The following is a 21,247-nucleotide window of genomic DNA, read 5'->3' as shown; positions in this document are numbered from 1 at the left end:
ATGGAGGGTTATATATGATTAAGTTAATATCAATTGAGATAGCTAAGCTTGTTAGACGAAAAAAGTTCTTAATAGGAGTAGTATTGCTTTTTATACTTTCAATTTTTATAACTTTTTTAGGAATAAATTTTCAAAAGAAAAATGGAAATACCGAAAGTACTATAAACTTTCAAAAAAATTATATAAAAACTTTAAAAGAAGAATGTAAAATAAATAGTGGAAATGGGGAATATAGTGATATAGATTCAGCTTATAAAATGATAATAGAAGATAGTCAAAAAGAAATAGAGCATTTAGAAAATATGATAGATGAAAATATACCAAATAAAGAAAGATTAAAGATGAAGATTGACTATTGTGAAGAACGAAAGAAAAGATATAATTTTTCAGCATCTATGGTTGAATATTATAATGGTGAAATTCTTAAAAGTCAATATTATATAGATAATAATATTCCTTATGATTTTAAAGAAGGAATAAATGCTCTAGATCAATTAATATATAATATAATACCTAAAATTGGAGAATTAGGATTATTAATTATAGTAGCAGTTATGACAGCTGATATAGTGGCTGGTGAAAATAAGCCAGCTACTATAAAATTTATGTTAGTAAAACCAATTAAAAGATGGAAAATAATATTTTCAAAATTTATAGCAGCAGTATTATCTATAAATTTAATAATTTTAGCATTAGAGCTTTTAATGTTTATAGTAATTGGACTTATATATGGATTTGGAGATATGTCTTTTCCAAACATTGTAGGAACAACTTACGAATCTATTCCCCCATATTTAATAAGGGAATTAAAAGAGTTAGTTATTCCAATAGTAGGAAGTAGCTATTTAATTTCAAATGGAATGTTTTTATTACAAATATTAATACTACAATTTTTAGTTGTAACAGCAACAATAGCATTCTCATTTTTATTTTCAACAATATGCAATGATAGTAATACAGCATTAATACTTCCTATAATTTTTATAGTGGCTACTCAATGGATTAATAGTATAAAATCTGCCCCTAATAAAGGTAACCCAGTTCCACCAGGTGTTTTAAATAAAATATTACCATTTATATTTACTTCATACCCTGATGAATCTATTATTATATCAGGTAAAATAAATAAACTTTTGGGTATTAGTTTTGTAAATTTAAACTTCTCCATAATAGTTTTATTAGGATGGATTAGTATTTGTTATATTATAAGTAATATTATTTTTATAAAAAAGGATATTACAACGTAAAACTAATAAAAACTCCAACTTTATAAGGAAGTTGGAGTTTTATTATAGTATTATAAAACTATATTATTTAAATTTATATGTTTTTAAATCTATAATATGGGTTAAAATATTTTGTAGTAATTCTAAATTATAGTTATAATATGGTATAGACTTATACCATAAGTTTTAAATATATTAAATGAATGGAGCGATAATTATGACAAAGCTTATATCATGGAATGTTAACGGTCTTAGAGCTTGTGTGAAAAAGGGATTTTTAGAGTTTTTTAAAGAAATAGATGCAGATATATTTTGTATACAAGAAAGCAAATTACAGGAAGGTCAAATAGATTTAGCGTTAGATGGTTATTATGATTACTGGAATTATGCAGAAAAAAAAGGCTATTCAGGTACAGCTATATTTACAAAAAGAAAACCACTTTCTGTAAATTATGGCTTAGGTATTGAAAAGCATGATAATGAGGGAAGGGTAATAACTTTAGAATTTGAAGAATATTATGTAGTCACTGTTTATACTCCAAATTCTCAAACTGAACTTGCAAGATTAGACTATAGAATGGAATGGGAAGATGATTTTAGGTTATATTTAAAAGAATTAGAAAAAAATAAACCAGTTATTGTTTGTGGAGATTTAAATGTAGCACATAAGGAAATAGATTTGAAAAACCCTAAAACTAATAAAAAAAATGCAGGATTTACCAATGAAGAAAGAGCTAAGTTTACTGAACTTTTAGAATGTGGTTTTATAGATACATATAGATATTTTAATCCAGATAAAGAAGGAGTTTATTCATGGTGGTCCTATAGATTTAATGCAAGAAAAAATAATGCAGGATGGAGAATAGATTATTTTTGTGTATCTGAAGAGCTAGAGAAAAAATTAGAAAGCGTTAATATTCATACTGAAATATTAGGTTCAGATCATTGTCCAGTAGAACTTGTAATAAAATAACTATAAATAAAAATATAATTTAAAGAATCTGCCTTAAAACTTAGGTATATTTTAAGGCAGGTTCTTTTTATATAAAAATATTTTAAAATTATTGAATAAATTTAAATTGGAGTTTGTTTTCCTATAATTTTAAAAAAAATATTTTAATATCTCAAAATTTAATTGTTTTTATATAAAGTAATATTTTATTAGATTTCTTGATAGTAATTTTAGTTTTATAAATACTATATAGTTGTAATACATAGCCGTATAAAATTACTTTTTCAAATCTTTTTTATAATTATAATATAATAATTATATTCATTATAACTACACACAATTATTTACAAAAATATGAAATAAATTAAATTTATTACATTACTTATTGGAATACTAAATAAAAACTTTAATTATTTTATAAAAAAACAAAAACATACAAAATATTCTAAATGTTTAAAATAAATGTTGAAATTGAAAAATATTTGTAATATAATGAGTGTGACAAGTTAATAGAGATGGGATAGGTTCTTTCTTAGCAATAAGAAAGTTAAAATGGAAAGTGGTTAAAGTCCACTACAGCCCAAAGTTACTGTGAAACTGATGAATCCAAAAATACCACTGAGAGATATCTTGGGAAGGTTTGGTAGTAAGATGAAGTTAAGTCAGGAGACATGCCTATACTGGATTGAATCTTTCTTGGGAGAGATAAAATATCATGGATTTGCAAGCATTTATAAAATTGTTGTTTTTATTTTGCTTGTATAAAATATGCTATTTAAGTTCCCAATGGGAACTTTTTTTATTGCAAATTTTTAAAGAGTGGAGGTGATTTAATGAAAAAAAATTATAAAATTTTTCTAGCTATATTGTTAACAATTTTAATAGCATTTTCCGTTGCTTGGGGATGCGAAAGAGGGAAGACAACTACAACTACAACTGAAACTACTACAAATAAAGTAAAAAAAGATGATAGTAGTAGTAAAAAATCTAAAAAAGAAAATAAAAATGATAGCAAAAAAGACTCTAAAGAAAAATCAGAAAATAAAAAAGATGATAATAATAAAAATGAAGATAGTGATAAAGAGAATAAACAAAATATTTCGAATGTTGAAAAAAATAAAGAGGATTTATCACAAAAGGAAAATGCAAAAAATAATGATGATTCCAATGATAGTAGTAATAATACTTCAGATGTAGCAACTAAAAAGGAAGAAAGTCCTGAGGTTGTAGAGTCTAAACCTGAAGAAGATACCTTTACTATGATAATAGGCAAAGATATAAAGGGTTATACCGGTAAAAGTCCTCAACAAGTAAAAGAGTTAACATTAAAAGTAGAGGACGGTAAAAATGCAATGACGTATCTAAGAGAAAATACAGTTATGCAAGAAAATGGTGGATTTATTTTTGAAATTGATGGAATACACAATTTTTACCCTATACCTGAAAATCAAAAAACTCCAGAACAAAAAGCAAATGGAGTTAAAGGAATAGACTGGTTTATATATCTTAATGATAAAAAGACACCAGTAGGAGCAAATGATTTATATGTAAAAAAGGGAGACATACTTTTATTTGATTTTCATGAGTGGGATAAAAGAGAACTTTCACCACCAGAAGATTAAAACACATAACTAACATTAAATAACAAGAATTTTTAATAAGGGGATGAAGGGTTTATGAAAAAGCTTTTTAAGCAAAAGCTTAGTATTTTATTGCTATTTTTTAGCATGTTCATGTTCTTATTACCAGTAAATGCTTCTGCTAAAGTAAATGAAAGCAGAATATATGGTTCAGATAGAATAGAAACTGCTATAAAAATAAGTGAGCAAGGTTGGAAAAGTGGTTCTGATTATGTTTTTATTGCTTATGGGTATGACTTTGCAGATGCATTATCTGTTACTCCTCTTGCAAAAAAATATAACAGTCCTATAATATTATCAAATAAAAATGGCCTTACAGAAAATGCAATTAAGGAATTACAAAGGTTAAAACCTAAAAAGGCATTTATTCTAGGTGGCGAAAGAGCCCTTAGTGCTAATGTTGAAGCACAGATTAAAAAATGCAGCATAACAGAAACAGAAAGAATTTATGGTAGCACTAGATATGAAACTGCATTGAAGGTAAGTGAAAAACTTGGAACAAGTGACACTATATTCATATCTAATGGATTGAGTTATGCTGATGCACTTTCAGTTGCTACTATAGCAGCTCAGAAAGAAAGTCCAATTTTATATACAGAAAAAAATAACATTCCAAGTAAAGTAACAGAGTATATAAAAAAAGTTAACATATCTAAAGCATATTTTGTAGGTGGTACTAATGTAATAGATAATACTGTTGTAACAGGCATAAAAAATAGTGAAAGAATAGCTGGAAACGACAGATATTTAACTAATAAAGAAGTATTATCAAAATTTATTAATTACATAAGTTATGAAAATGTCTATTTTGTAAGAGGAAATGATTTTGCAGATGCTCTGTCAATTTCTCCAATAGCAGGACTTAAAAAAGCACCTATAATATTAACAAATAATAATTTAAATAGTGATGTGGAAAAAATTATAAATTCTAATATAACCTCTACTAGTAAATTAACTATAATTGGCGGAGAAAAAGTAGTACCTAGTAGTATATTAGATAAAATAGATTCAAATTTTTCTCAAACAAAATTATCAAAAGATAATGAAACTTTTGGAAATGTAGAAACTATTAAAGAAGTAAGAGGCGATATATTAGTAACTGGAAATAATGTAACTATAAATAATGTTAAATTAAATGGAAATTTAATATTGGACCCAGGTGAAAAAGGAACTGTAAATATTAAAGGAACTACTTGTAAGAATGTAATTGTAAAATCCGGTGACGTTAATAGTATAAATTTAACTAATGTAAAATCAGATAATCTTGTAGTTGAAAGTAAAAGTAATGTAGCAGTAAAGCTATTTGAAGATTCAACTATAAAAAATACAGAAGTTAAGTCAAATGCAATACTTAAAAATACAAAAGGGGATTTTGGAGCTTTAAAAGTTACAGGAACAAAAGAATCAAATTATAATATTGAACTTGAAGGAAGATTTGATAAAGAAGTATTAGTTAATTGCTCATCAAATATAAAATGTGATGATGTTAAGAATATCAAAATTGATAGTAAAGAAAGTAACTCTAAAGTTACATTAAAAGGCAAAGTAACTGATATTAATATAATTAATTGTTCTAATACAACTTTAGATGGGTCAATATCTAATGTAAAAATAGAAAATTCATCACAACTTACAATAGATAAGAATGCTACTGTTAAAAAAATTCAAGCACTAGATAAAAGTAAAATAACTATAAAAAATGGTGCAAAAGTAAACTTAATAGAAAAAAATAAGAATGTTACTATATCTGGTAATGCTGATAAAATAGTAGAAAATAATTCAGATAACGGTTCTGGTGGTAGTAGTTCTTCTGAAAAACCTAAAAATGATGAATTTAAATTAATCATTTCTAATGACGGAAATGAGATATTAAATAAAAATCTTAAAGTAGATTCTAAAAAAACAGCAATGGAATATTTAAAAGAAAATGCTGATATTAAAACTAATAATGGTTTTATAAATGAAATAAATAAAATAAAAAGTAAACCATTAAAAAAATTAAGCGAATCTGAAAGAAAGCAAGGTTATCTAGGAGCAGACTGGTTTATATATTTAAATGGAAAGAAAACACCTGTAGGGGCAAATGATGTTTTTGTAAAATCTGGTGATAAATTAGAATTAGAATACAGATTTTGGGATTGGCATGATTTAGTAGCACCTGGTGACCCAATGGAGTTACTAGTAGATGGAATAAACAAGAATGTAAAAGAAAATGAAGATATAAATATTGTAGTTACATGTGTAAATAGACCTGTATATGGAGCTACTATTAAAGTAGATGATAAAGAAGTTTCAACAACTAACATAGATGGTGAGGCTACTATAAAAATATCTTCAGCTGGAAAACATACTATATCTGTTTTAAAAGAAGGGGTAAAAGTTGAAAACCAAATAACGGTGTCATCAAACAATCAAGGTGGTGGAACAACAGAACCACCAAAAGATGGTGATGATAAAGATGATGGTATTAATGAAACTGATAAAGAAATTCAATTGTCAAAAGACAATGTAAAATTTGGTGATGAAAGTAAAATTAAAGAAGTAAATAAAGATATAGTAGTAAAAGGTAATAATATAGAAATAAGAAATATCAAGTTAAATGGAAATTTAATATTGGATCCAGGTGAAAAAGGAACTGTAAATATTAAAGGAACTACTTGTAAGAATGTAATTGTAAAATCTGGTGACGTTAATAGTATAAATTTAACTAATGTAAAATCAGATAATCTTACAGTGGAAAGTAAAAGTAATGTATCAGTAAAACTGTTTGAAGACTCAAAGATTAAAGGAACAGAAATCAAATCAAATGCAATACTTAAAAATACAAAAGGAGATTTTGGAGCTGTAAAAATTACAGGCTCAAAAGATTCAAATTATGATATTGCGTTTGAAGGAACCTTTGATAAAGAAATATTAGTTAATTGTCCATCAAAAATAAAATGTGAGGACGTTAAAAATATTAAAATTGGTAGTAAAGAAAAGGATTCAGAAAAAATTTCTAAAGTTATATTAAATGGGAAAATAGATACACTTAAAGTAAGAAATTGCTCTGATACTGTCCTATATGGAACAATAGCTAAAGTTAAGGTAGAGAATTCGTCTCAGCTTAAAATAGAAAAAACTGCAGTTGTAGAAAATATAGAAGCTATAGAAAAAAGTAAAGTAAATATAGAGGATGGCGCTAAAGTAAATCTAGTAGAAAAACATAATGATGTAATTTTAGAAGGAAAACCAAATGAAGTAACTGAACTAAAATTTACTTTTGTTATAAAAAATGAAGGTAAGGAAATATTTAATAAAACACTGGAATTAGATACTGATAAAAGTGCTTTACAGTATTTAAGGGAAAATGCTGATTCATTCAATCAAGACTCAACAGGTTTGATATGTGAGATTAATGGAATTAAAAATAAGAACATTAAAGAATTAACTAGTGAACAGCTTGAAAAAGGAATTTTTGGAATGGACTGGTTTATCTATTTAAATGGTAATAAAACACCAGTTGGAGCGCCAGCAGTTTTTATGAAAAATAGAGAGGTATTATCCTTTGAATTTAGGGAATGGAATTGGTGTGACTTATATTCAGATGATTATAAGGGAAAACCAGAATTAATTATGGAAATGTATGGTGGAAATAATGCAACCGAAGTTAAAAGTGATCAAAACTTTATGTTAGTAATTTCATGCGTCAATAAACCTGTATATGGTGCAAAAATAAAGATTGATGGTAAAGAAGTAGAGTCAAAGACGGATAGAGATGGAGTTGTTGAAAATTTATCAATACATGAGCTAGGAACACATACTATAACAGCAGAACAATATGGGGCATCTGTAAGTAAAGAAATTACTGTTATGGACCCATCAGTTATAGGATCTTCTAAAAATGATAAATATTCTGTAGTAGTTAAAAATATTAAAGAAGACAATATAGAAATTACATTGGAGGATATTAATAAAAATTCAAATAGTATTGCAACAATCAAAATTATGGATAGAAGAGGTGATCCTGTATATCTAGATCAAGATTCAATTAAAAATGGTAAATGTAAATTTAATACTGTATTAGGAAAAGGTAAATTTATAGTTTGTTGCAATGTAGATGGTATATTAATTGATTTTAGAATTAATATTAAATAAATTTTATTAAAAACAGGGGGAAGAAATTATGAATAAAAATTTAAAAAGAGGATTAGCAGCATTTATTATTGCTAATAGTGTTTTAACTACAGCTAACATAGGAGTATTAAATAATAATGTCTTTGCAACAGAAAGGTATGCAGTAGAATCAAGAGAGATTATAGAAAAGGATTATAATTCTATAATAGATGAATGTGTAAATAGTGGTTTACATCATCTTATAAGTAAAGATTCTGGAGTTTGGTATAGTAAAGATTTTAATGATTGGGAAGCTCTTACAGTATCAAGCTTTAATAAAGAGATTCCAGCAAATTATATTGAAAACTTAGCAAAAAAAATAGAAACAAAAGATTCATCATTATTTGGAAAAGATGGAAAATTTGAAAGTGTTACTGATTGTGAGAGAACAATAATAGGTCTTGTTTCAGCAGGAAAAGATCCAAGAAATTTTGCAGGATATAACTTAATTGAGGATTTATGTGAAAGAAATCTAGCAATAGAACAAGATATTTTTAGTAAAATGTTTGGTCTTATTGCACTAGATTGTGGAAATTTTGAAATCCCATCAGGTTCAAAATTTACAAGATATAATTTAGTAGATGGAATAGTTGAGAAAAAATTAAAATCAGGTGGATGGAGTTGGGGTGATACTATCGATGTGGATACAACTGCAATGGCAATATCAGCATTAGCACCTTATTATAATGAAGATTATGATGCTAAAGAGGCTATTGATGATGCACTTATAGCTTTAAGTAAGATTCAAGGCAAAACTACTGGAGAATTTACTTCAACATGGACACCTAATGGTTCAAGTGAAAGCTTAGCTCAGGTTATAATAGCTCTTTGTTCAATAGGAAAAGATCCAGCTAATTGTAATGAATTTATAAAAGATAATGGAAAAAATCTTTTAGATTTATTACTAGAATATAAAACAACAGATGGTGGATTTGAACATGATAAGAAAAATTCAGATCAGCTTAATGGTTTTGCAACAGAACAAGCCTTTAGAGCACTTTCAGCATATAAACAATTTAAAAGTGGTAAAGTAGGTTCTATATATTTTGTGAAAGACTTTAATTAAAAACATAATCGATAAATTTTAAAATAATAATTAAATCATAATAATCAATATTAATATACATACAAACTTTAAATGTTAATATTTTTAGATTATTATGATTTAATTTTGTTAAAAATCTATGGTTAATTTAAAAATTAGGAGAGATGTATTATGAAATTTAAACATAGACGTTTTATAGCAAGTTTTGTTATATTTTTTATGTTTTTTGCAACTTTTACTACAGTATTTATATCAACAAAAAATAATAAAGTTTTAGCTAATGAAATTAATAGTAAAAATTATCATTCTGTATTAAAGAAAAATTTAGATTATATTAGTGATGACATATTGTTAAAGAAAAATCCAAATGAGTTAAGTGATTGGGAAGTTATAGGCCTTGGAGCCTTAGGAAAAACTGTTCCTAAGGAATATTTAGATAAAAAAGAAAAAGAAATTAGGGATAGAAAAAACGAAGAAGATCTATTTGATATAACTACAGATTATGAGAGAACAATACTTAGTATAGTAGCAGCTGGTGGAGATCCAAGAAATATAGGAGAACAAAATTTAATTGATAATTTATGTAATATAGATTTCACTAAAGAATCTAATATTTTAGCTCAAGCCTATGCTTTGATAGCAATGGATTGTGGGAATTTTAGTATACCTAATGATTCTAATTTTTCTAAAGAAATAATAATAAACAAAATTAAAAACTATAAAAAGAAAAATGGAGGATGGTCAGTAACTTCAAAATTAGATCCAGATACAACAGCTATGGTTATAACAGCACTATCCAATTATTATGATAGTAATAGTGAAGTGAAAAACATAGTTGATGAATCTATAGAAGCATTAAGCAAAACTTTAGATGATAATGGGGATTTTATAGGAAATGATCCATCAACATCAGCATCAAGTGAAAGTATTTCTCAGACTATAATAGCCCTTTGTTCATTAGGAATAGATCCAACAACTTGTGCTAAATTTATAAGAAATGGCCAGAATTTATTAGATTTACTTTTAGAATTTAAAACTGATGATGGTGGATTTGCACATCAAAAAAGTAATCTCCAAATAATGAATAGTAAGTCTACAGATCAAGGCTTTTTAGCTTTAGTAGCATATAAACAATTTAAAGAAGGCAAAAAAGGTTCAGTATATTTATTGAAGGACTTTAGTGATGAAACAAATACAAAAGAAAATATAGAAATTAATAATTTAACAGATTTAAACTCACTAAAACTAAATAGTAAAGCTGATATAAAATTAAATATAAAAAATAACTTAGATAAAGATCAAAGTGCAGTAGTAATAATAGCTTTATATAATGAAGAAAATAATAAAATGATAAATTATTTTTCAAATGAAACTACAATAAAAAATAACTCTAGTAGTGAAGAAATAACTAAAGAAATTTCTATACCAGAAACAGGAAACTACAAAATAAAAGTTTTTCTTTGGGATAGTTTAAAAGACATGAATCCTTTAACAGATGAAGTGATTATGAGTGTTCAATAATTTTAAATGAAGGGAGTTTTCAAAATGAGTAAAAACTTGAAAATTAAAATAATAGCTTTAGGTATGATTTTAACATCACTATCAATAGGTTCTACTAATGCTTTTGCAGAGACTAAATCTAATAAAGAGAGAATTTATGGACAAGATAGAATAGAAACATCTGTGCAAATAAGTAAACATGGCTGGGAAAATGGTTCAGATTCAGTGGTAATTGCAGCAGCTTATGATTTTGCAGATGCACTTTCTGCAGCACCACTTGCTAAAAAAAATAATGGACCAATAATCTTAAATGGAAAGTCAAGTTTACCTGTTAATACAGTTAATGAAATAAAAAGATTAAATCCTAAAAAAGTTTTTATACTTGGAGGGGAAAAAGCAATTTCAAAAGAAGTAGAAAAACAATTAAAGGATATTGGAATATCTCAAGTAGAAAGAATATTCGGTAAAACAAGATATGAAACTTCATTAAAAGTTGCAGAAAAGTTAGGAAAAGTTGACTCAGCATTTGTAACAAATGGACAAACTTATGCTGATGCCCTATCTGTATCAAGTATAGCAGCTAGTATGAATGCTCCAATTTTATATACAGAAAAAGACAAATTAAAATCAGATGTAAAAAATTATATTAATGAAAATGAAATTTCTAAAGCTTATTTTATTGGTGGAAATGGAGTTTTATCAGATGATGTTTTAAAAGATATCAAAAACAGTGAAAGAATAAGTGGTGAAAATAGATATATGACTAATAAAGAGGTTTTGACTACTTTTAAATCACAATTAAATTTTGACAATGTGTATTTTGTATCTTCAACTGGATTTGCAGATGCACTTTCAGTAGCACCGATGGCATCGAATTCTAATTCTTCAATTATATTAACTAATCAAGATGTAGAAAAACCTCTTGAGGATTATATAAATAATAATATAACTTCTAAAAGTAAATTAATAGCAATTGGTGGAGAAAAAGTAGTACCTGAAAGTATATTAGATAAATTTATATCAGACTTTGATGTTATAGAAATCGCTACAAATTTTAAAAACTTATTTGTATAAGGAAGGGATATGAGAACGTGAAATTAATGCTCACATATAGAAATAGGAATTCTTTTTTGCAAAAGATACATCCGTTAACATCAGTATTTTTAATAGCAACTTATATTATAGTAGCATTAAAATTGAGTAATCCAGTGTATTTAGCATTAATATTCTTTAGCGTATTACTTTTAGCATATATTGATAATTCACTTAAAAGTGTATTAAATTATGGGAAAATGATTATTCCATTTGCAGTAATGATAATTATTTTAAATCCAATATTAGTTCATAATGGACAAACAATATTATATCAAGGAACTTTTAACTTTCCAGTTCTTGGACCTATAATTATAACGAAAGAAGCAATTCTATTTGGAATATTAAATGGATTTAGAATTATAACAATAACTATAATATTTGGTTTTGGAAATTTAGTTATACATCCAGATAGAGCTTTTGGATTTTTTTCTAAGATATTTAAAAAATCTGCATTGCTTATGAGCATGACAATAAGACTTTTTCCAACGATGATGAAGTCCTACGAAAATATAAGTGAAATAGAAAAACTAAGAGGTAATGAACTTTCAACTAAAGACATGAAAAAATCTATCAAAAACAGTGGAAATATAGTTAATATATTATTTTTATCCAGTTTAGAAGATTCACAAGACATGGCAGAGTCTATGTATTCAAGAGGATATGGTGCACTGAAAAAAAGAAGTACTTATTTTGCTGAAAGATATACAGCCTGGGATTTTACTTTGATTTTTATATGTATTTCTATATTAGTATATTTAGAGTTTATTACCTTTAAAGGTTTTAATAGTTTTAACTTTTATCCTAAGGTAGATGGAGTTATTGAAAAAACAACTAGAGTAGGACTAATACTATGTGTGATGACATTTATACCTGCTTTTATCAACTGGGGGTGGAAGAATTGGAAATAATAAATATAGATAATGTTAACTTTACTTATCCTGATGGAAATAAAAAGGCTTTGAAAAATATTAATTTAAAAGTTAATGAAGGTGAGTTCATACTAATTGTAGGGCCATCAGGTTGTGGAAAATCTACTTTAATAAGGCTTTTAAACAGAATTATACCAGATTATTATGGGGGAACATTAGAGGGAAATGTATATATAAACAATAAAGATATAGATGATTTTAAGAAAGATGAAATAGTTACCAATGTAGGAATGGTATATCAACATCCAGAAAAGCAAATAGTTCTTCAAGATGTGGAAAGAGAAATAGCTTTTGGACTTGAGAATTTGAATAAAGATATAAATTTTATGAAACGAAATGTATCTGAGGTAATGTCTCTTTTATCATTAAATGGAATAAAAGAAAAACAAACAGATGAAATATCAGGAGGACAAAAGCAAAGGGTTGCAATAGCTTCTGTACTTGCAATGAATCCAGATATATTACTTTTTGATGAACCAATATCACAACTTGATCCAATAAATGGTGAAGAAGTTTTAAATTCTATAAAAAGATTGAATGTAGATATGGGTAAAACAATTATTTTAGTTGAACAAAGATTAGATAAATGTTTTCATATGGCTGATAGAATTATTTTTATGGAAAATGGAGAAATAATTGAAGAGGGAACCTCAACTAACATTCCTAAAAGTATAAATAAAAAATATCATCTTCCTAATATAGCGCATGTTTTTAGACAAGCTCAAAATAGTAAATTGCCTATTACAGTTAAAGAGGGAAGAGATGCTATAAAAGATATTGAATTTAAAAATATAGAAAAAGATGAAAAAAACTTTTCAAATAAAGTCCTTAAAGTAGATAAAGTTAACTTTGAATATGAAAGAGGAAGTAAAACCCTTAAAAATATAAACTTTGATTTAGGCAAGGGAGAAATAATGGCTGTTATGGGTGAGAATGGAGCAGGTAAAAGTACTCTTTTTAAAATAATGGCAGGAATTATAGAGGATTATAAAGGGAAAATCATATTAGATGAAAAGAATCTAAAAAAGTTCAACATAAATGAAAGAATAAAAAAAATAGGATATTTATCACAAAATCCTAATGATTATTTTGGTCGCGAAACAGTGTTTGATGAAGTTTCATATACTCTTAAGAATATAAATGAATATGATGAAGATAAAGTAATTAATACATTAAAAGATTTAGATTTAGTACATTTAAAGGATAGAAATCCTAGGGATTTAAGTGGTGGAGAAAAGCAGAGAACAGCAATAGCCTGTACATTGATCGCTAACCCAGATATTTTAATCTTAGATGAACCTACAAGAGGTATGGACTCTGTAGCAAAAGAAAATCTTGGAAAGATAATTAAAAGTTTAATAAGAAAAGGTAAATCTATTATAATTGTTACCCATGACGCAGACTTTGTTGGTGATTATGCAGATACTGTTATGCTTATGTTTAATGGAGAAATTGTAGCAAAAGGAAAAGCTATAGATATACTTTGTGATTCATTATATTACTCTCCTCAAATATCAAAAGTTTTTAAAAAGAAATGTAGAGTAATAAAGTCAAAGGATGCTATAGAGCTTTTAAAGGTGATGTAGATGAAAAAAAATTATAAAATAGGACCTATAATTATTATTTTATATATAATAATCCTTTTAATTATCACTTATTTTGATTTTCAAATGGAAAAAGCAGTAGAAATATCTACTATTTTTATACTTGGGACATTTGTAATTCTATTTGAAAATAGAGAGATAACTGCAAGAACAATGGCAGCATTAGCTACAATGTCAGCATTAGGTGGAATATTAAGAGTACCTTTTGCAGTTATACCAGGCTTTCAACCAGTTACATTTATTGTAGCTGTAACAGGATACACATTAGGTCCTGTAAATGGATTTATGGTAGGTGCAATGTGCGCTTTCATATCTAACTTTTTCTTAGGTCATGGGCCATGGAGTTTGTGGCAAATGATGGGCTGGGGACTTTGTGGTGTGTTTTTTCATGTTTTCAAAAATTTTATATCAAAAAATAGGTCAATACGATTTATTATACTTTGTGGATTATGGGGTTACATATACGGAACCATACTAAATCAATGGTATGTTTTAGAATTTTTAAGGCCTATAACGTTTAAAACTATAGTTATGGGAAATGTATTAAGTTTTTGGCACGATACATTACATGCTATTGGAAATGTATTGTTTGCATATTTTTTTGGAGAAAGTTTTATTAACGGTCTAGAAAGATATAACAAAAGAAACTCTATAATCAGAATAAAAAATAATAAAAAAACTATTCAGAGAGGTGTATAAAGTGAAGAGTAAAAAAATTTTATCAGCATTAATATTAAGTACAATAATTTTCACATCTAAAGCTAATGCTATTGATATAGATGCTCAAACAAACGATTTGAAAAAAGTATGGACTATAAAGTTTAATAAAGAGTTAAATTATAATGATTTAATAAATGATAATATAACTATAACAGATAATGATGGGAATAAAGTTTCTACGAAAATTATCTTAAAAGAAGGTGACACTTTAAACATCCTACCACCAGAGGAAGGATATAAAGATGGACAAGTTTATAAATTAAATATAAATGAAAATGTTGAATCTAAAAACCTTAAAGGAATAAAATCACCTAAAGACTTTACTTTTAAAGTAGATACAACAACTAAATCTTTTAATAATGGTTCCTATAAATATAAAGATTTAATAGAAAAAACTTTAGAAGATGGTTGTAATTATATTCTAAACAAAGGAATAGATACAGATTGGGAAATCATAGCTTTAGTAAAGAATAATAAAGATATAAAAAATGAATATTTAGAAACTATAAGAGAAAAAATTAATGATGATCAATTAATTCAACCGACGGATTATCAAAGAACAGTAATGACTTTATCAGCATTAAATGAAAGTCCTCTTAATTTTGAAAACATTAATTTTATAGAAAAAATATGTAACAATGAAGATACTATAAGTCAAGGACCTAATGCAGTAATTTTTGCACTTACAGCATTGGATACTAAAAACTATAGTATACCTGAGAATTCATATTTTACAAGAGAATCTTTAGTAGATACTCTACTTAAGATGAAAACTGATGATGGTGGATGGGATTTTGCTGGTGTAAAAGCAGATCCAGATATGACAGGAATGGCTATAACAGCACTTAGTAATTATAAAGATGATGCTAAAGTTAAAAACTCTATAGATAATGCTATTAATCTTCTTAGTAATATGCAAAATGAAAATGGAACTATGTCATCTTTTAAGATAGAAAACAGTGAAAGTATTTCACAAACTATAATAGGATTATGTGCTAATGGAATAGATCCTACAAGTAAAGAATTTACTAAAGGTGGAAAAAATCTTATAGATGCTCTGTTAACATTTAAAACTTCTGAAAACGGCTTTTCTCATATTCATAATGGAAGAGCAAACGAAAAAGCTACTGAACAAGCATTGTTAGCATTAGAATCTTATAGGGAATTAAAAAATGGTAGAAACCACATATATAAATTTTAAAAGTTGAGATTTAGGTTTTTAAAGTGTCTTTTTTATAAATAAGGCACTTTTTTTAAAAAATAAGATATTTAAACAAGAATTTATGGAGGGTATGTTATGAAGGTAAGAATAAATAGAATTTTATCCTACTTAATTGCAATTTTAATAATAACTTCAACTTGTATTTTTAATATTCCTATCATTAATAATACATCAGTGCTTGCTAGTGAGATAACAGAAAAAGGATTTACAATTAATGATGCTATATACGGATTAATATATTATTATGACAATGAATATTATAATAATTCTAAAAGTAATAAGACCTTAGAAGGATTAGAATATGCAGCAATGTATAAAGCCAATGCAGATTTAACTAAGAAAAATTGGTCAACTAATGAAACAATAAAAACTTATGGAATATCAGGAAAAGCAAAACAAAGCATAATATTGATGGAGTTAGACATAAATCCTATAAATTATAAAGGTGAAAATTCAATAGAGCAAGTAGTTGAAGACTTAAATAAAACTACAAGTATTAAATTTATACAAAATATACTACAAGAAGTTTTAGCTGTAGAAATGTTCAATGAAAAATTTCCAGAGCAAAAGATAAATTATAACATTAAAAACATAATTGATTTAATACTAAAAGAACAAGATGAATCTGGATGTATAGGAGGAGCAATTCATAATACAGCTTATGCAATAGAAATATTTAATAAATATAGTGATATAAATGGAGTAATAGAAGGAAAAGAAAAAGGAATAAATTATTTAAAAAGTCAAATAAAAGATAAAGGTGCACTATACAAAGATGGAGGTACTTATTTTACTTATATCCATGCTCAAGCAGTAAGAGCTCTTTTACAAGCAGGTGAAGATGTAACTTCAGAAAAGTGGAGTAAAGATGGGTATAACATAGTAGATGGGCTATTTTATGAATGGAATGGGGAAAATTTCATTGATAAATATGGAAAAGATAGAGATATAAATCATTATACAGAAGTATTATATACTTTAAGTAAGCTTAACGAATTAGGTTACAAAGATGTCTTTTTAAAAAATATTGAATTTTTAAATGTGGTTAGAGATGATACTAATCAATCTAAGGATGAGAAAGTTACTATAAATAAAGTTATAGATGGTGTAATAGACTATTATAATGAAAAGCATTTTATAGAAGAGCAAGGTCAATTAAGTGATTTTCACTATTCAGCTATGTATAGAGCCGGCGCTGATTTAAGTGAAAAAAATTGGTATATAAATGAAAAATATCAAACTAAATATGATATGAATTGGAGACTTTTAGGCACAAAAGCTCAACAAAGTTTAATACTTTTAGATATAGATAAAAATCCAAATGATTATGAAAACAGAAAGTTTATAGAAGAAATAGTCAAGGAAATTGATGATAAAAATAGTTATTTTACAATTCCAGAATTAAATGCAGTTTTAGCAATAGATAAATATAATTCTAAATTTGAAAATGAAAAAGTTTCTTATAATGTAAATAAGGCTATTGAAAATATATTAAAGGCACAATGTGATGATGGTGGATTTAAACAAAGACAAACTTCAACGCCAACTAATACAGGTATTGCACTAACTGTATTAAGTAAACATAGAGATATAAATGGTGTTAATGAAGCAATAGATAAAGCTATAAATTACTTAAAGTGTCTTCAAAAAGAAAATGGTGCAATATATGAAAAAACTTATATCACAAATTATTATTGTGATGTTCTTCAAGGCTTAATAGCTTGTGGAGAAGATATTACATCAGAAAAATGGACAACAACTTCTGGAAAAAATCTTATAGATGGATTATTTATACTTTGGAAAGATGATAATTCTTTTGATGATAAAGAAGGGGAAAGTTCAAATAATAGGGGATGGCTTGTAGCAAGTCAAAAGGCATTGCACAGATTAGTAGATATTAAAAACGCTGGTTATTCAGATTATGTTATAGAAGATATAAAAATTAAAAAATACAATGATAAAGAAAAACAAGGAAACACTTGTAAAGTAAATGTAGCTATAGCATTGCCGGAAAATGGATCCTATGTAGCTTATTTCAAACCACAGGAAGTTATTATAGATGATGAGAAACATACTGGAGGGTTTACTGCTTTAGGAGCATTGCAAGCCTCAACTTCCTTATATGAAATAACTGGTAGCATGGTTACATCTATATATGGATATAGAAATAAAGGAACTAATGGATGGATGTATACAGTTAATGGTGTTTTACCTAATGAAATGGCTGGAAAAGTAAAGTTACAGGAAGGTGATAAAGTTATTTGGTACTATTCTACTGGTGGGATGAATGGGAAGGCACCTAATTGGAATGATTTATAAAACACATAAGAAGTTTTAAAAAACTTATTGTTTCAGTTAAATAAAAGAAAGATATATTTAATTTAAAAGACAAATTTAAAGTGTAAATATGTATAAACTGCCATATAAATGATGGCAGTTTTATCCTAAAGTAAAAATTAAAATATATAAATAATAGGAAGTGGTTAAATGAATAAAATAAAAGAATCTAAAGTTTCAATGTGCTTAGCGTTACTATTAATAATTAATTTAATATTTCCAACTATGGGATTTGAGGTTAAAGCAAAGGATTTAATTTGTAATGAAATTAAAGTTAGAGTAGAAGGTACGAATAAAACATTATTTGATAAACAATTTGAAATAACAAATGAAGAAGTAGTAAAGGATGTAATTAAAAATTCCATAGGGGAGGATAATGTTGACGGTTTAGAAAGTAATTTTATAACTGGAGTATTAGGAGAAAAAAGAGAATCTCATATAGGATGGATGTATTATTTAATAGATAAAGATGGAAATGTAAAACAAGGTGATGTAATAAGTAATGAAAAAATAAAAGATATTAATAATAATTATTATAAAGAATTAGTATTACATATGGCTAAGTGGTCTGATGGAATAACTTGCGCGCCAAAAGTTACATATAGCAATGTTAACAATAATTATACTTTAAAAATTACAGAACAAAACATGATGATGGGTATTGATGAGAGAAATGCAAAAGATGTTAACATAAAAGTTGACGGCGTTGGAGAATATAAAACTGATGAAAATGGACAAGCAGCATTTAAAATTAAATGTGGAGAAAATAAAGTCCATATTTATAAAACTTTAAAAGATTCTAAAGGTGTAGAATATCCAGCAATAGTAAGACAGAGCTTTACTCTAACAGGAGATGTAATAGACAATGATGTTAATATAGCTAAAATTCTTGATGATTTTAATAAAATTTATGAAAATCAAGAATTAAACTATAAGAAACTTTTAGCATTAAATTATTATAATGAAGTAAACAGAACAGATTTTACATTAGAAGAAAGTGACAATGCTTCAAGTTATGCATCAAATATTATGGGAATATTAGCTTTAAGTGAAAATCCTTATAATTATAAAGAAATAAATTACGTAGAAAAACTTTTAAAATCGCAGGATGATGATGGAGAATTTATTGTAAGTGAAAATGACAAAGGTTCAGCTACTACATTAGCAAGTTGCATAATTGCTTTAGATATGGCTAAAGCTGATTTTGATAAAAATAAAGCGGTTAAAACATTAATAAATAAAATTAATGACAGCGGGTTTGAAGACATAGATATTATAACTAACAGTATGATAGCCTTATCAAAACATAGAGATATTGAAGGTGTAAATGATATAATAAATTTATCTATTGAAAAATTAAAAGAAATGCAGTTAGAAGGTGGAGGATTTGATTATTGTGGTTTTGGAAATAGTCCTTACTCTACAGGACCAGCAATTCAAGCATTAATATCTGTTGGTGAAAATTTAAATTCTGAGAAATGGAATAAAGGCAGAACACCAATAGAAGCACTTATTGCATGTAAGATCGAAGGTAAAGGTTTTGAAATGATAGAAGGCATGGGAGAAGGGGAAGATGATGAAACTGCAACAGAGCTTGCACTTTTAGCATTAGTAGATGCATATAAAGAAAAATCTGTTTATAGTGCGTTTACATTTATAAAAGAAGAACCAAAGGATTACAATAAAATAATAGAAAATGAGCTTAATGATATTAATGACTATTTTAAAGATGTAAAAGAGTTTGATTATAATGCAATGATGGGATTATCTTTTTTATCTTATGATAAAAATCAACTAATAGAAAATATAAAATTAAAAGATAAAGAAAATGTGTTTAATTTAGCTCAAGATGTTATGTCTATTATAACCATAGAGAAGGATCCTAAAAATTATAACGAAAAAAATTATATTGATTTATTATATGATAAATTAAATAATGACAAGTTTACAGGTAAAAGTATTTATGGGTTAATAGCACTAGAAATGTCTTCAACTAAAAAAGAATACATAGATACTATTATATCTAAATTTAAAACAGAATTTAATAATAATAAAGTTAAAAAAATAAGTGATAAATCATTATTAATTATTGCTTTATCTCCATATAAGGAAGATGATGAGGTGAAAACTATAATTAATAAGTGCGTAGAAGATTTAAAAAATGTGCAATTAGAAAATGGTGCTTTTACTATTGATGATATGTTTTCAAGTGGTGAAAGTGAAAATACAGCACTAGCTATAGAGGCAATAATAGCTTCTGGTGGAGATCCTCTATCAGAAGAATGGACTAAAAATGGAAAAAATCCATTAGATGCATTACTTTCCTTTAAAATGGGAAAAGGATATATTTATGAAAGTTCTCTTGGAGCCTATGAACAAAATATGTATACTGGATACGTTTTAAGAAGTATTATTGCCTTGAAAAATAAAACTGTAGTTTTTAATAATTTTAAGCTAGATGAACCAGTAGAAAAAAATAATAAATTATCAATTGAAAATAATAGTATCAAAGAAAATTTTATAAAGGGCCATGATGTTAATATAGAATTGAAACTTAATAATAAGAATAATGATTCTGTTGAAAATATAACTATAATAATAGGAGTTTTTAATAATAATAATAAACTTATATCATATAAAACCTTAGAAAACACATTAGAAAATGGAGAAATTAAAGATATTAAAGAAAAAATAAGTTTACCTAATGAAGATAATTTAAATGTTAAAATCTTTACATGGGATAGTTTAGAAAAGATGAATAGTAAAAATGATCCTCTAGAAATTAAAGTTAAAAATTAATAATTATATTAAAAATACCCTAC

13 protein-coding genes and 1 riboswitch are annotated in these 21,247 nt (G+C 26.3%); all 13 genes read left to right on the top strand.

The features are described from left to right. The first annotated feature begins 14 nt into the window (after nt 1-14). The 13 genes from AZI32_RS02235 to AZI32_RS02175 all read left to right on the top strand — a co-directional run bounded on the left by AZI32_RS02235 (nt 15) and on the right by AZI32_RS02175 (nt 21,224). The gene (locus AZI32_RS02235; RefSeq protein WP_061994285.1) at nt 15-1,247 is read left to right on the top strand and encodes an ABC transporter permease subunit; all 1,233 of its coding nucleotides are present in this window, start codon (nt 15-17) and stop codon (nt 1,245-1,247) included. A gap of 196 nt (nt 1,248-1,443) precedes the next feature. Further along, nucleotides 1,444-2,199: an exodeoxyribonuclease III gene (locus AZI32_RS02230; protein WP_061994284.1), complete on the top strand. Its 756-nt coding sequence runs from the start codon at nt 1,444-1,446 to the stop codon at nt 2,197-2,199. Nucleotides 2,200-2,683: 484 nt separating this feature from the next. Beyond that, a riboswitch (cobalamin riboswitch) is annotated at nt 2,684-2,872 on the top strand. 139 nt (nt 2,873-3,011) lie between these two features. Further along, the gene (locus AZI32_RS02225) at nt 3,012-3,800 is read left to right on the top strand and encodes a DUF4430 domain-containing protein (RefSeq protein ID WP_061994283.1); all 789 of its coding nucleotides are present in this window, start codon (nt 3,012-3,014) and stop codon (nt 3,798-3,800) included. 54 nt (nt 3,801-3,854) lie between these two features. Continuing rightward, nucleotides 3,855-7,955, top strand: coding sequence for a cell wall-binding repeat-containing protein (locus AZI32_RS02220; protein ID WP_061994282.1), 4,101 nt, complete (start codon nt 3,855-3,857; stop codon nt 7,953-7,955). A 28-nt stretch (nt 7,956-7,983) separates the two neighbouring features. Further along, nucleotides 7,984-9,039, top strand: coding sequence for a hypothetical protein (locus tag AZI32_RS02215; RefSeq protein ID WP_061994281.1), 1,056 nt, complete (start codon nt 7,984-7,986; stop codon nt 9,037-9,039). Nucleotides 9,040-9,189: 150 nt separating this feature from the next. Next, nucleotides 9,190-10,539, top strand: coding sequence for a hypothetical protein (locus AZI32_RS02210; RefSeq protein ID WP_061994280.1), 1,350 nt, complete (start codon nt 9,190-9,192; stop codon nt 10,537-10,539). A gap of 24 nt (nt 10,540-10,563) precedes the next feature. Next, nucleotides 10,564-11,592 (top strand): cell wall-binding repeat-containing protein, encoded by a 1,029-nt coding sequence (locus AZI32_RS02205; protein ID WP_061994279.1) that lies wholly within the window; start codon nt 10,564-10,566, stop codon nt 11,590-11,592. A 56-nt stretch (nt 11,593-11,648) separates the two neighbouring features. Then, nucleotides 11,649-12,521, top strand: coding sequence for an energy-coupling factor transporter transmembrane component T (locus AZI32_RS02200; RefSeq protein ID WP_082761106.1), 873 nt, complete (start codon nt 11,649-11,651; stop codon nt 12,519-12,521). Beyond that, nucleotides 12,512-14,128, top strand: a complete 1,617-nt coding sequence (locus AZI32_RS02195; RefSeq protein ID WP_242865249.1) for an energy-coupling factor transporter ATPase — start codon at nt 12,512-12,514, stop codon at nt 14,126-14,128. Before AZI32_RS02200 ends, AZI32_RS02195 begins: the two co-directional genes overlap by 10 nt. Continuing rightward, nucleotides 14,129-14,845 carry an ECF transporter S component gene (locus tag AZI32_RS02190; protein WP_061994278.1) on the top strand — a complete coding sequence of 239 codons (717 nt, stop codon included), beginning with the start codon at nt 14,129-14,131 and terminating at the stop codon, nt 14,843-14,845. 1 nt (nt 14,846) lies between these two features. Beyond that, nucleotides 14,847-16,067, top strand: a complete 1,221-nt coding sequence (locus AZI32_RS02185; RefSeq protein WP_061994277.1) for a prenyltransferase/squalene oxidase repeat-containing protein — start codon at nt 14,847-14,849, stop codon at nt 16,065-16,067. Nucleotides 16,068-16,163: 96 nt separating this feature from the next. Then, on the top strand, nt 16,164-18,407 hold the full coding sequence (locus AZI32_RS18800) for a DUF4430 domain-containing protein (RefSeq protein ID WP_061994276.1): 2,244 nt from the start codon (nt 16,164-16,166) through the stop codon (nt 18,405-18,407). A 168-nt stretch (nt 18,408-18,575) separates the two neighbouring features. Next, nucleotides 18,576-21,224 (top strand): hypothetical protein, encoded by a 2,649-nt coding sequence (locus tag AZI32_RS02175; protein WP_061994275.1) that lies wholly within the window; start codon nt 18,576-18,578, stop codon nt 21,222-21,224. Nucleotides 21,225-21,247 lie beyond the last annotated feature (23 nt).

It is taken from the genome of Clostridium sp. ATCC 25772, assembly GCF_001573875.1.
In the GTDB taxonomy this organism is placed as follows: domain Bacteria; phylum Bacillota; class Clostridia; order Clostridiales; family Clostridiaceae; genus Clostridium_J; species Clostridium_J senegalense.
The sequence above is the reverse complement of the archived record's forward strand: the minus strand, read 5'-3'. Positions and strand labels throughout refer to the sequence as shown.